Origin of the sequence: Stenotrophomonas sp. SXG-1 (assembly GCF_014083965.1) — a bacterium.
Classification (GTDB): Bacteria; Pseudomonadota; Gammaproteobacteria; order Xanthomonadales; family Xanthomonadaceae; genus Stenotrophomonas; species Stenotrophomonas geniculata.
Genome location: NZ_CP046588.1, coordinates 2650485 through 2662984, shown reverse-complemented (window position 1 = coordinate 2662984; position 12500 = coordinate 2650485). Strand labels below are relative to the sequence as shown.

The window sequence follows — 12500 nt, the reverse complement described above, 5'->3', positions numbered from 1 at the left end:
TGGCGTATGAATGATATGTATTTCAGCCTACTACAGACGTTGGGCGAATGCGGGCAGGATACGCCCACTTCTTCCACCGGACTCCCCCATGTCTACCCCTTCGCTGTCCGTCGCCGCCGCACCCGCGACTGCACCCTCCACCCCGCTGGTGCTGGCAATGGCGGCCGGCGCCGGCTTCTCGGTCGCCTCGCTCTATTACAGCCAGCCGATGCTGGGCCTGATCGCCCAGGACCTCGGCGCGGGTGAGCGCGCCGCTGGCCTGGTACCGACCCTGACCCAGCTTGGCTATGCACTGGGCATCCTGCTGCTGGCGCCGCTGGGTGACCGGTTCGACCGCCGCAAGCTGATCCTGTTGAAATCTGCATTGCTGGCACTGGCATTGGGTGCTGCAGCGATGGCGGGGCAACTGCCGGGCCTGCTGATGGCCAGCCTGCTGGTCGGGCTGATGGCCACGCTGGCGCAGGACATCGTGCCGGCCGCTGCGGTGCTGGCACCGGATGCGCAGCGCGGGCAGATCGTCGGCCGGGTGATGACCGGCTTGTTGCTGGGCATCCTGTTGTCGCGCGTGGTCAGTGGTGTGGTGGCTGAAGCGTGGGGTTGGCGCACGCAGTTCGTACTGGCTGCGGTATCGGTGGCGGCGATGGGCGCGGTGATGGCGCGTGCGCTGCCGCGTTTTGCACCGACCAGCACGCTGCGCTATCCGGCGTTGTTGGGTTCGTTGCTGGCGTTGTGGCGCGAGCAGCCGCAGCTGCGCCGTGCGGTGGCCAGCCAGTCGCTGCTGGCGGTGGGTTTCAGTGCATTCTGGTCGACCCTGGCGCTGATGCTGCATGCTCGTCTGGGCCTGGGCAGTGCGGCGGCGGGTGCGTTCGGTATTGCGGGTGCGGCCGGTGCACTGGCCGCACCATTTGCGGGTCGATTCGCCGATCGCTTGGGTTGCCATGCAGTTGCGCGGCTGGCGATCGCGGTGGCGTTGCTGGGCTTCGGCCTGCTGCTGGCCGAGTCCTGGCTGCCGGCCGTCGCGCTGCTGCCGCTGCTGGTGGTGAGTGCGCTGCTGTTCGACTTCGGCTTCCAGTCGGCGCTGGTGGCGCACCAGACGCTGGTCTATGGCCTGGTGCCGCCGGCACGTAGCCGGCTCAATGCGTTGCTGTTCACCGGCATGTTCATCGGCATGGCTGCCGGTGGTGCGCTGGGCAGCCTGGCGCTGGCGCAGTGGGGGTGGCACGGCGTGGCCTGGTTGACGGTGGTATGTGCGGGCGGCAGCCTGCTGCTGCGTTTGAAGTAGGGGTGGTGTTCGGCAGGGCTTGCAGCCCTGCACCTGCTGGAGGCAACGGCACCAGCAACGGCAACAGCAACGGCAACAGCAACGGCGGGGTTCCTGTAGGTAGGCGGGGTGGGTCCGGTTGCGGGGGACGCCGTGAATCCGTCCATGGAGGCTCGGTCGCGCCTTGCTCGTGTGCGCTGTCCTGCGCACACGGCAAGACCGGGGTTGGGCGTCCTGCCCAACCCGCCCGAGGCATGCCTCGGGCCCATGGCGCTCACGCCCCCGCAACCGGACCCACCCCGCCTTCGACAGGTTCCTGCGGTCTGTTGGAATGGCTCTTGGGGTCAGATCCGTTTTCCGAAGGAAAACGGATCTGACCCCTGATTGATTTCGATATCTGACAGAAGTGTCGACCAAGGTCGACACCTACCAACAGCCGTGGAGTTCTGTCAGAGGTGGGGCGGTGTCGGAGTGCGGGGTGTCAGCCGCATGGATGCGGCTGCCAAGCTTACAGGGACGTACTTGCAGCGTCCCCGCACTCCGACACCGCCCCGCCATCCCACGGACTCCACGCTTTTGCTGTTGCTTTTGCTGTTGAGGTTGCCGGCCAGCGGCCGGCACTGCCGCGGGTGCAGGGCTGCAAGCCCTGCCGAACAACCCCCTAATCGTGACCGCTGTCGTCCAGGCTGATGATGCCGCGCCTCAGCGCCTGGGTCACCGCATGCGTGCGATCACCCACGCCCAGCTTGTCCATCAGGCTCTTCATGTGGGCCTTCACCGTCTGCTCGGAAATCTGCATGCGTTCGCCGATGCGCTTGTTCGACAGGCCACCGGCCACGTGCCGCAGTACCTCGGTCTCGCGCGGTGACAGGCGGTCTTCGATCACATGCGCGGCGATGCTGGCGGCCACCGCTGGAGGAATCGGCGCACGGCGGCCACCGGCCACCATGCGGATGGTGTCGACCAGTTCGTGGCGCAGCATGTCCTTCAGCAGATAAGCGCTGGCACCCGCCTGCAGGGCCCGCACCGCGCGTACATCGCCGCGGTAGGTGGTCAGCACGATGATGCGCGCACGCGGGTCCATCGCGCGGATCCGTACGATCGCTTCGACGCCATCCAGGCGTGGCATCTGCAGGTCCATCAGCACCACGTCGGGCTGCAGCTGCTGGTAGCGTGCGATGGCTTCCTCGCCATCGGCGGCTTCGCCCAGCAGGCGCAGGTCGGAATGGGCGCCCAGCAGCGCCGCCAGGCCGTCACGCAGCAACGGGTGGTCGTCGACCACCAGCACGCCGATCGGGGCAGGGGACTCAGTCATGGTTTGCTTTACTCCAGGGCCAGCGCCAACGCGATGGGCGGCGGTGATACAGGCGCCGGGCGGGAACCGCCAGCGCGACTTCGGTTCCCAGCCCGGCGCGGGTCCACAGCTGCAGTTCCGCACCGAGGCGCTGTGCACGTTCGCGCATGCCCTGCAGGCCCCAATGACCATGGCCGGCGTTCTCGTCGGCGATGCCGACGCCATCGTCGCGCACGTGCAGCAGGAAGCAACGCGTGCCGTACGACAGCTCCACTTCGATGGCGCTGGCGTTGGCGTGGCGCAACGCGTTGCGGATGGCCTCGCGACCAATCAGGAACACTTCCTCCGCGGCATCTGCCTGTAGTGGTGGCGTCGCGCCCTCAACGGTCAGGCGCAGAGGATTGGTGCCATGCCCCGCGTACTCGGCGTGCACATCGGCCAGTGCCGAAGCCAGGTCGCGGCCGGCGAAAGGGCCGTCGCGCAATGCGTTGACGCGTTCGCGGCCCTCGGCCAGATTGCGCTCGGCCAGCTGCATCGCCGACTCCAGCTGGCCGCGCACTGCTTCTGGCGTCTGCGCGGACTGGCTGATTGCATGCAGGCGCAGGATCAGGCCCTGGCTGCCCTGCAGCAGGGTGTCGTGCAGGTCGCGCGCAATGCGTTCACGTTCGCCATTTCGCTCCTGCAGGCGGGCGCGGAACAGCGCGGCGAGCTGGCCACTTCGGATGCGCACGGCCAGTACGAGCAGCGCCAGCACGGCGGCCACGCACAGCAGCTTGAACCACACGGTCTGGATGAAGGTGGGCGCGATGCGGAAGCTGCGGCTGGCCGGGACCGTGCTCCAGATGCCGTCCTCATTGGCGGCTTCCACGTCGAAGCGATAGCTTCCCGGCGCCAGGTTGGTGTAATAGGCGCGGGTGCTGCTGCCTGCGTCCTGCCAGCCGTCATCGACGCCGGAGAGTCGATAGCGATAGCGGTTGCGCTCCGGGCGGGCCAGTGAAAGCGCCACGTAGTCGATCTGCAGCTGGCTGGTGCCGGCCGGCAGGCGCAGGCCGTCCCGCAGTGGTTGCTGTTCGCTGCCATACAGCACGTCGCCGATGCGAACGCTGGGTGCCAGTGTGTTGACGTGCGAACGCTTAGTGTCCAGCCAGGCCAGGCCCTGGTTGGTCGCCAGCCACAGAAGACCGTCGTCGGCCAGGGTGGCGGTGGCGATCGGCCCGCTCTGCAGGGCAATGCCGGGCATGCCATCCACCGCATCGAACAGGCGGGGCGTCACCTGCTGCCCTGCCTGCATTGCTCGGCGCAACAGGCTGCTCTCAAGACGCACCAGGCCACGGCTGCCATTGAGCCACAGATGCCCGCCCGCATCGGCGACCATGCCGGTGATGCCTTCGAGGACGCCGGCCATGTCGGTGCGCACTGCAACGAAGGGCCCCTCGCCGATGCGTGCGGCGAGTCCGGCTTCGCCGGCTACCAGCAGCAGGTCCTGATGCTGCAGCAGGGCGGTCACCGGCCCTACCGAAAGGCCCTGCGCTGCGCCGAAGGCATCGATGGCCGTGGTGCCCATCCGGCGCACGCGACCATCGGCGTAGCCGAGCAGCAGCTGGCCATGGGCGTCCAGCGCCAGGGAGGAGCAGGCCTGCTCGGGCAGGCGACTCGCCCGCTGCCATTGCTCGTCCCGGTAATGCAGCACACCGCGTTCGCCCGTGCATACCCAGGCCTGCGTCTCGTCAGGAAACAGCAGGGCGTGCAGCGGCTGCCCGGTGAACGGCGCGGGCAGCGGAATCAGCGTGGTACGGCCTTCGACAGTGCGCGCCAGATTGACCCAATCGAACTGCCAGATCGGCGCAGGTGCCTGCCGCGCTGCGGCCTGCAGCTGTGCGGCGCTGCCTTCCAGCAGGGACCGCCGCAGGTCGTAGGGCTTGAGGTCTTCACCGTAGCCGTACACCCGTCCGTCAGTGGTGCGCACCAGCGAGCGGTAGGGATCACTGGGGCCGACCGCCAGGGTGTGCACGCTGCGCGCGCGGAAGCGGTTGAGGCCAAGATTGGTACCTACCCAGAGGTTGCCTTCGCGGTCGGCGATGATCGGCACCGCCGAGGTGGCCGTCAGGCCATGCGGTGAATCGAAGCGCTCCATGCGCACGGCTCGGGTGCCGTCGAACGTGACCCGGGCGACGCCTCCATGCGGGCTCATCGTCGCCCACAGCGCGCCGTCGGTGGTGAACTGCATGCGGGCAGCGACCAGGTCGGGCAGGCGCCTCGCCTCACGTTCGGGCCCGGTCAGCAGACCATGTGCGTTTGCCAGTGGCGAGGCGCCACGGACGCGGTCGGCCAGCCACACCTCACCCTGCGGGTTCTCCACCAGTGTTGCCATCTGCGAGACGGCGATGCCGGTATCAATGAAGGCCGCCTGGTGGGGTCCGCGCATCCATATCTTCAGATCCGCCAGTACCCAGAACGTGCCACGGCTGTCATGCAACACCCATTGCACGCGGTGTTCCGGCAGCCCGGCGGAGGCCGGCGGGGGTTGCCAGCGCCGGCCATCGAACCAGCGCAGCCCACCATTGATCGCTGCCCAGAGGCGGCCCTCGCGGTCCTGGCTGAAGTGCGGCACCACGCCGACCGGTACGCCCTGTTGCCGACCGTAGTTGTGCAGTTGGCCGCGTGCGAGTTGGCTGATGCCGGCCTGGAAGTAGCCGATCCACATTGCGTCATCGCGCCCGACTGCCAGGGTGACCATGTTGGTGGACGGGAAGCTGCTGCCCGGTGGTGGCGCCTGGCGTTCAAAACGGCGGCCGTCGAAGCGGTACAGGCCAGAACCGGTCGCCAGCCACAGCAGTCCATCACGGTCCTGCGCAATGTCCCATATATCGCCAGGCGCACCCTGGCCGACCCGCCATGCGGTGTGCTCGTAGCCGGGCAGTCCGCTGCTCAGGGCGGGACGCTGCACGGCGAGCGCGGGCAGGGCGGTCATCAACAGCAGGTACGTCAGCAGCGCCGGTAGGCGACGCAGGAACGGGAAGGGGCGGCCACGCATGGTGCGCATTCTGGCAGGTGCGGGGCAGGCCAGGGTGACCCGAACGGGGTAGGCGGCACGCGGTCCGTTCCGATATCACGCCGGCATGCCCCGTGGAGCCCGGTCATGCAGCGCCTGTTCGTGATGTTTCCCGACCGTGGCCCGGGCCTCGGCCTGCTGTGGCTGCGGCTGTGCGTTGCGGCCGCTCTTTGCGGGCCCGGTATGCCAGGCGGCTGGTGGTCGGCCTTGTACCTGCTGGCCGTAGCGATGCTCGCACTTGGTGTGCTGACACCACTGGCGGCAGTGATGGCGGCCGTGGGTCTGTCCACGCTGCCCGGGCCTTGGCCACTGGCGCTGCTGCCTCTGGCCCTGCTGGTGCTGGGGCCGGGCGCCTATTCGCTGGACGCACGGCTGTTCGGTCGCCGCGTGATCGGCCGCCGGCCTCCCCCATTCGGGTAGGTGCTGGCCTCGACCGACGGGGGTAGGGCATCGTGCAGGCGCCCCGCACCATGGGCCACCCCCTCGCGGCGACCTCGATGGCCACCGTTACTCCACAGGAATTCCCCGCTGCGTCGCTGGCACCACAGCAGGTCGCAGCATTGCAGCGTGCATTGCGCTATGTCGATGAACACCTGTCGCAGCCGCTGCGGGTGACCGAGCTGGCGGCGGCCGCCTGCGTCAGCCGCTTCCATCTGGTGCGCCTGTTCCGTACCGGTACCGGTGCCAGCCCGTTGCGCTATGTGCGTCGCCGCCGCATCGAGCGTGCGCGCCAGCTGCTGCCGGGTGCGCAGTTGCCGATGGCCTGCCTGGCCCAGCAGCTGGGCTTCTTCGACCAGAGCCATTTCGTCCGCAGCTTCCGCGCGGAGACCGGCTGCAGCCCCGGCCAGTACGTCGCCGGCGATGCCGCCCTGTTGCTTCCCCTTGATCGTGTTTCCAACGGAGTCCATCCATGAGCCTTGCCACCGCCACTCCCGCCCCGGCGCTGCTGTCGCCGACCGACCACGCCCTGGTGCTGATCGACCTCCAGTCGCAGATGGCGTTTGCCACGCACACCATCGACATCTCCGCGCTGCGCAACAACGTGTCGCTGATCAGCAAGGGTGCCAAGGGCTTCCACGTGCCGGTGCTGCTGACCACGGTGGCGGAAGCCTCGTTCTCCGGCCCGATGTTCCCCGAACTGCCGCAGATCTTCCCGGGCCAGACGGTGTTCGACCGCACCTCGATGAATACCTGGGAAGACCAGCCGGTGATCGACGAGATCAACCGTATCGGCAAGCGCCGGCTGGTGATGGCCGGCCTGTGGACCAGCGTCTGCATCGTCGGCCCGGCGCTGTCGGCACTGGCGCAGGGCTTCGAGGTATATGTGATCACCGATGCCTGTGGTGATGTCAGCGAAGAAGCGCACGAGCGTGCGATCACCCGCATGGTGCAGGCCGGCGCGGTGCCGATGACCAGCGTGCAGTACCTGCTCGAACTGCAGCGCGACTGGGCACGCGGGGAAACCTACGACCTGACCACCGGCATCGCGCGCGATCACGCGGGTGGCTATGGCATCGGCATCCAGTACGCCAAGCGCATGTTCGGCGCGCAGGAAGGCGGGCACTGAGCATGCTGGCTGGCCATGGCCTCGACCTGGCCCTGCTGATGCTGCGCGTGGCGGCTGGAGGCTTCCTGCTGCCGCACGCGCTGGGCAAGCTGTTCGGCTGGTTCGGCGGTCCGGGGCTCTCTGGTTTCGCCACCGAGCTGCGCGGCTTCGGGCTGCCAGCGGTGGCACCTTTGCCACTGTTGCTGGCCCTGTTGCAGGTGCTGTCCGGGCTGGCCGTGCTGCTGGGATGGCAGACCCGTATCGCCGCGCTTGCGGCGGCCGCTTTCATCGGCTTCACCGTCCTGTTGGCCCTGCCCAGGGGATGGTTCTGGATGCGCGGTGGCAGTGAGTACCCGTTGATGTGGACCACGGTACTGCTGGCCATCGCGCTGGCCGGGCCCGGCACCTGGGCGCTGGACGTCCACCGACTTCCGGGAGACCTCGCATGAGTCACGATCCCCTCGATCACGGCCGCCGCAACGTGGTGCTGGCCAGCGGTGCCGCTGTTGCGCTCAGCCTGGCCGGTCGCGCCGGTGCTGCACTCGATTCCACTTCCAAGGAGCGTCGCATGAGCACGCTGGTCATCCGCAATGCCCGCATCACCACCCTCGACCCGCAGCAGCCGCATGCGCAGGCGCTGGCCGTTCAGGACGGGCGTATCGTCGCCGTTGGCAGCGACGAGGACATCATGCGTGGCTGGGGCAATGAAGCGACCCTGATCGACGCGCAGGGCCGGCGCCTGCTACCCGGCCTCAACGACAGCCACACCCACCTGATCCGTGGTGGCCTGAACTACAACCTGGAGCTGCGCTGGGACGGCCTGCGTTCGCTGGGCGACGCCCTGGACATGCTGAAGGCCCAGGTCGACCGCACGCCCGCTCCGCAGTGGGTACGCGTGGTCGGTGGCTTCACTGCCGCGCAGTTCAACGAGAAGCGCCTGCCGACGCTGCAGGAGCTCAATGACATCGCGCCGGATACCCCGGTGTTCCTGCTGCACCTGTACGACCGCGCACTACTCAACCGTGCCGCGCTGCGCGCCTGCGGCTACACCAGGGACACGCCGGATCCGCCGGGCGGGCAGATCGTGCGTGATTCGCTGGGCAACCCGACCGGGCTGCTGCTGGCCAAACCCAATGCGTTGATCCTGTACGCCACGCTGGCCAAGGGCCCGCGCCTGCCGATCGAATACCAGGCGAACTCGACGCGCCACTTCATGCGCGAGCTGAACAGGCTTGGCATCACCTCGGTGATCGACGCCGGCGGTGGCTTCCAGAACTACCCCGAGGACTACCAGGTCATCGAGCAGCTGCACCGCGATGACCAGCTGACAGTGCGCATCGCCTACAACCTGTTCACCCAGAACAAGGGCAAGGAGGTGGATGACTTCCGTGGCTGGAGCGAGATCCTGCAGCCGCGCCAGGGCGATGACCTGCTGCGCCACAACGGTGCCGGCGAGATGCTGGTGTTCTCCGCGGCCGACTTCGAGTTGTTCAACGAACCGCGACCGGAGCTGCCACCAGAACTGGAGCCGGAACTGCACAACGTGGTGAAGCTGCTGGTCGAGAAGCGTTGGCCGTTCCGCATCCACGCCACCTACGACGAGAGCATCAGCCGCATTCTCGATGTCTACGAACAGGTGAACCGTGAGGTGCCGTTCGATGGCCTGCACTGGTTCATCGACCACGCCGAGACCATCACCCCGCGCAACATCGAGCGCATCCGCGCGCTGGGTGGCGGCATCGCCGTGCAGCACCGCATGGCCTACCAGGGCGAAGCCTTCGTCGAGCGCTATGGCGTGCAGGCCGCGCGGCATACGCCGCCGGTCAAGCGCATGCTGGCCGAAGGCGTGCCGGTCGGTGCCGGTACCGACGCCACCCGCGTGGCCAGCTACAACCCATGGGTGGCGCTGTCGTGGCTGGTGACCGGGCGTACCGTCGGTGGCCTGGCCCTGTATGGCGACGAGAATCTGCTGGAGCGCGAACAGGCCCTGCGCCTGTGGACCCAGGGCAGCGCCTGGTTCTCCGGCGACGAGGCGGTGAAGGGCACGCTGAAAGCCGGCCAGCTGGCCGACTTCATCCTGCTCTCGGCCGACTTCTTCCGCGTCGACGATGCGCAGATCGCCGACATCACCAGCGTGCTGACCGTGGTCGGTGGCCGCATCGTGCATGCCGACGGCGACTACGCCGGGCTGGCGCCGCAGCTGCCGCCGGCGATGCCCAACTGGTCGCCGGTCAACAGGTTCGGTGGCTACCATGTCGGCGGTGCTGCCACCGGGTTGGCCGCCGCCCATCGCCACCATCACGGCGTGGCCTGCAGTACGCATGGTGCTCACGGTCATGCCGCGCAACATGCGGCGCCCACCGATGACCTGGCCGCCTTCTGGGGCGCGATGGGATGCTCGTGCTTCGCGTTCTGAGCCTGGCGCTGCTGGCCGTGCCATCGCTGGCGCTGGCCTGCGAGGGTGGCCATTGCACTGGCGCCGGCGGCGGCCAATTGCGGTGGGACGCCTCGCTGCGCCTGCGTGGCCTGTACTACGACCCGACCCGGTTCGGCATCGGTGGCAGTGAAGATGGCCACGGCCTGCTGCGCGCGCTGGCCTCGGCCACCTATGCGGAGGACAGCTGGCAGGCGAAGCTGCAGCTTGGCCTGCATGCCGAGAATGGCAAGGCAGGCGGCCCTGGCCGCACCGACCGCAGCGCGCTGGACGTGCAGCAGGCGTACTGGCGCTGGCAGCGTGGCAGCTTCCACCTGCAACTGGGCCGGCAGGAAGCCGGCTATGGCAGCTCGCGGCTGCTGTCGGTGCGCGATGGGCCGAATATCCGCCTGGCCTTCGACGGTGCGCGCCTGGGTTGGAAGGGCCGCCTCGGTACGCTTGACCTGATGGCGCTGCGGCCGGTGCAGAACCGGCCGGGAGCCTTCGATGATCATGGCGAACACGGTGCCCACCTGTGGGGTGCCTATGCCACCACGGCACGCGGGCAGGGCGCAGGACAGTGGGATCTGTACCTGCTGGACTACCGCCGGGAAGGCGCACGCTTCTCGGCGGGTTTCGGCACCGAGCGTCGGCAGACCGTGGGTGCGCGCTGGTTCGGCCAGTCCGGTGCACTGGACTGGAACAGTGAACTGGTGGCGCAGGGTGGTGAACTGCGCACCTCGGCAGCTACGCTCGATATCCGCGCCTGGACGCTGGCCACTGATACGGGGTGGCGCTGGACGGACCTGCCGCTGCAACCGCGGTTGGGGCTGAAGGCGGACATCGCCAGTGGTGATGGCAATCTGCGCGATGGGCGGCTGGGCACGTTCAACGCGCTGTTCCCGAAGTCGGCCTATTTCAGCGAAGCCAGCCTGCTGGCCCCGGCCAATCTGATGGACCTCCAGCCAACCTTGACCCTGCGCCTGCACGACGCGGTGACGACGGAGCTGGGCGTACAGATGGACTGGAAGCATCGTCGCGCCGATGCGGTGTACACCACGCCGGCACCCCTGGTGGCCTTGCCCGGCACGGCCGGTGGCGCGCGCCGCATCGGTAATCAGTACAAATCCGAAACCCGCTGGCAGGCCAGCGAACACTGGCAATGGCAGCTGCAGCTGGCCTGGATCGATGCGGGTCCTGCGCTGAAGCAGGCCGGTGGCCAGGACACGCTGTTTGCCTCGATCGTTGGAGCATGGCAATGGTGAACGCAACCGCGTCGCAACCCCCCGCACAGGCCGCAGGTGCCTGGTCCCCGCTGAAGATCCGGATGTTCCGTTCGATCTGGCTGGCAATCCTGGCCAGCAACATCGGCACCTGGGTCAATGACGTGGCCGCCGCCTGGGTGATGGCCGAGCGTACCGGCTCGCCGTTGATGGTTGCCCTGGTGCAGTCGGCCACCACCGTGCCGATCGTGCTGCTGGCGCTGGCCGCCGGAACGCTGGCCGACATCGTCGATCGCCGCAGGTACCTGCTGGCGACCCAGGGCTGGATGCTGCTGGTCGCCGCGATAATGGCGACACTTACCGCGATGGACATGCTCACCCCGCAGCTGCTGGTGCTGCTGACTTTCTGCATGGGCTGCGGCGCGGCGATGGCGATGCCGGCGCAGGCCGCGATCGTGTCCGAACTGGTGCCGCAGCCGATGCTGGCCTCGGCTGTGGCGCTGAACTCGATCGGCATCAACATCGCGCGCTCGATCGGCCCCGCCATCGGCGGTGTGATCGTGGCGCAGCTGGGTGCGGTCTGGGCGTTCGGCTTCAACGCCATCACCTTCGCCGCGATGCTGTTCGTGGTGTGGGGCTGGAAGCGCGACCCGAAGCAGTCGAGCCTGCCGCCGGAGGGTTTTGGCGCAGGGTTGAAGGCGGGCCTGCGTTATGCCAGCCGTGCCGGACGCCTGCAGGCCGTGCTGATCAAGTCGGTCGGCTTCTTCTTCTTTGCCGCGGCGATGAACGCGTTGCTGCCGGTGGTGGTGCGTGGGCAGATGCACGGTGGGGCCGGGCAGTACGGCATGCTGCTGGGCTGCATCGGTATCGGTGCAGTGGGCGGTGCCTTGCTGCTGCCGAAGCTGCGCGCGCAGATGGATCGCGACCTGCTGGTGCTGCTGGCCACGCTCTCACTTGCGCTGAGCCTGGTCGGGCTGGCGCTGACCCGCAGCTGGTACGTGCTGCCATTGGTGATGCTGATCAACGGTTTTGCCTGGATCACCGTGCTGTCGTCACTGCAGATTGCCGCCCAGACCGCGGTACCAGCGTGGGTACGCGCGCGTGCACTGGCGCTGTACATCATGGTGTTCTCCGCCGGCATGGCGGCCGGTGGCCTGAGCTGGGGTGCGCTGGCTCAGCGTACCTCGCCGGAGCTGGCGTTGCTGGTGGCTGCCGCAGGTGCGGTGATCGGCGGATTGCTGGTGTGGCGCGTGCGCATCGCCGGTACCGAAGACCTGAACCTGCGTCCGGCCGGGCACTGGCCGGCACCAGAGCTGTCGGTGCCGGTGTCGAACGATCGCGGCCCGGTGCTGGTCACCATCGAGTACCGTATCGACGATGCTGATCGTGCCGCGTTCCAGGCGCAGATGCGCGCGCTGGGCACGATCCGCCGCCGCGATGGTGCCGTGGTCTGGGGCGTGGTCGAGGATGTGGCCAGCCCGGGCATCCACCTGGAGTATTTCGTGACCCCGTCGTGGCTGGAGCACCTGCGCCAGCACGAGCGCATCACCGCCGACGACAAGGCGATCCAGGAAGTGCTGCGGGAACTGCATCGTGGTGAGCGCGCACCGGTGGTACGCCACTTCGTGGGTGGGCATGACCCGCTGCCGAAGACCGGGGTCCCGCACCACCACAGCGACATCTGACAAAAAGGGATGGAGGGGATCAAGTC

Annotated in this window: 10 protein-coding genes; 8 read left to right on the top strand and 2 right to left on the bottom strand. The window is 68.0% G+C overall.

Going from position 1 to position 12500, the window contains the following annotated elements; all coding sequences use genetic code 11:
* Nucleotides 1–88 precede the first annotated feature (88 nt).
* Nucleotides 89–1282: an MFS transporter gene (locus tag GOC52_RS12190; protein ID WP_029379988.1), complete on the top strand. Its 1194-nt coding sequence runs from the start codon at nucleotides 89–91 to the stop codon at nucleotides 1280–1282.
* A gap of 640 nt (nucleotides 1283–1922) precedes the next feature.
* Here GOC52_RS12190 and GOC52_RS12185 read toward each other — a convergent pair.
* Both GOC52_RS12185 and GOC52_RS12180 read right to left on the bottom strand, forming a co-directional pair.
* Nucleotides 1923–2576, bottom strand: coding sequence for a response regulator (locus GOC52_RS12185; RefSeq protein ID WP_010485096.1), 654 nt, complete (start codon nucleotides 2574–2576; stop codon nucleotides 1923–1925).
* Nucleotides 2569–5598, bottom strand: a complete 3030-nt coding sequence (locus tag GOC52_RS12180; RefSeq protein ID WP_049455068.1) for a sensor histidine kinase — start codon at nucleotides 5596–5598, stop codon at nucleotides 2569–2571. Before GOC52_RS12180 ends, GOC52_RS12185 begins: the two co-directional genes overlap by 8 nt.
* A gap of 96 nt (nucleotides 5599–5694) precedes the next feature.
* On the opposite strand from GOC52_RS12180, the gene GOC52_RS12175 reads away from it, so the two are divergent.
* From GOC52_RS12175 to GOC52_RS12145, 7 genes are all read left to right on the top strand, one after another.
* Nucleotides 5695–6027, top strand: coding sequence for a hypothetical protein (locus tag GOC52_RS12175; RefSeq protein ID WP_019337881.1), 333 nt, complete (start codon nucleotides 5695–5697; stop codon nucleotides 6025–6027).
* Between the two features lie 50 nt (nucleotides 6028–6077).
* On the top strand, nucleotides 6078–6521 hold the full coding sequence (locus tag GOC52_RS12170) for a helix-turn-helix transcriptional regulator (RefSeq protein ID WP_019337880.1): 444 nt from the start codon (nucleotides 6078–6080) through the stop codon (nucleotides 6519–6521).
* Nucleotides 6518–7174 (top strand): hydrolase, encoded by a 657-nt coding sequence (locus tag GOC52_RS12165; RefSeq protein WP_191849552.1) that lies wholly within the window; start codon nucleotides 6518–6520, stop codon nucleotides 7172–7174. Before GOC52_RS12170 ends, GOC52_RS12165 begins: the two co-directional genes overlap by 4 nt.
* Nucleotides 7175–7176: 2 nt before the next feature.
* Nucleotides 7177–7602, top strand: a complete 426-nt coding sequence (locus GOC52_RS12160; RefSeq protein ID WP_005410009.1) for a DoxX family protein — start codon at nucleotides 7177–7179, stop codon at nucleotides 7600–7602.
* Nucleotides 7603–7721: 119 nt separating this feature from the next.
* Nucleotides 7722–9569: an amidohydrolase gene (locus GOC52_RS12155; protein ID WP_029379991.1), complete on the top strand. Its 1848-nt coding sequence runs from the start codon at nucleotides 7722–7724 to the stop codon at nucleotides 9567–9569.
* Nucleotides 9548–10831 carry an alginate export family protein gene (locus tag GOC52_RS12150; protein ID WP_191849550.1) on the top strand — a complete coding sequence of 428 codons (1284 nt, stop codon included), beginning with the start codon at nucleotides 9548–9550 and terminating at the stop codon, nucleotides 10829–10831. The genes GOC52_RS12155 and GOC52_RS12150 overlap by 22 nt, the downstream gene beginning before the upstream one ends.
* A complete protein-coding gene (locus GOC52_RS12145) occupies nucleotides 10825–12474 on the top strand; it encodes an MFS transporter (RefSeq protein WP_010485113.1) in 1650 nt (549 codons plus the stop codon). Before GOC52_RS12150 ends, GOC52_RS12145 begins: the two co-directional genes overlap by 7 nt.
* Nucleotides 12475–12500 lie beyond the last annotated feature (26 nt).

Coding starts and splice junctions, on each gene's coding strand:
- GOC52_RS12190 (WP_029379988.1), top strand. CDS start 89: ATGTCTACCCCTTCGCTGTCCGTCGCCGCCGCACCCGCGACTGCACCC.
- GOC52_RS12185 (WP_010485096.1), bottom strand. CDS start 2,576: ATGACTGAGTCCCCTGCCCCGATCGGCGTGCTGGTGGTCGACGACCAC.
- GOC52_RS12180 (WP_049455068.1), bottom strand. CDS start 5,598: ATGCGCACCATGCGTGGCCGCCCCTTCCCGTTCCTGCGTCGCCTACCG.
- GOC52_RS12175 (WP_019337881.1), top strand. CDS start 5,695: ATGCAGCGCCTGTTCGTGATGTTTCCCGACCGTGGCCCGGGCCTCGGC.
- GOC52_RS12170 (WP_019337880.1), top strand. CDS start 6,078: ATGGGCCACCCCCTCGCGGCGACCTCGATGGCCACCGTTACTCCACAG.
- GOC52_RS12165 (WP_191849552.1), top strand. CDS start 6,518: ATGAGCCTTGCCACCGCCACTCCCGCCCCGGCGCTGCTGTCGCCGACC.
- GOC52_RS12160 (WP_005410009.1), top strand. CDS start 7,177: ATGCTGGCTGGCCATGGCCTCGACCTGGCCCTGCTGATGCTGCGCGTG.
- GOC52_RS12155 (WP_029379991.1), top strand. CDS start 7,722: ATGAGCACGCTGGTCATCCGCAATGCCCGCATCACCACCCTCGACCCG.
- GOC52_RS12150 (WP_191849550.1), top strand. CDS start 9,548: ATGCTCGTGCTTCGCGTTCTGAGCCTGGCGCTGCTGGCCGTGCCATCG.
- GOC52_RS12145 (WP_010485113.1), top strand. CDS start 10,825: ATGGTGAACGCAACCGCGTCGCAACCCCCCGCACAGGCCGCAGGTGCC.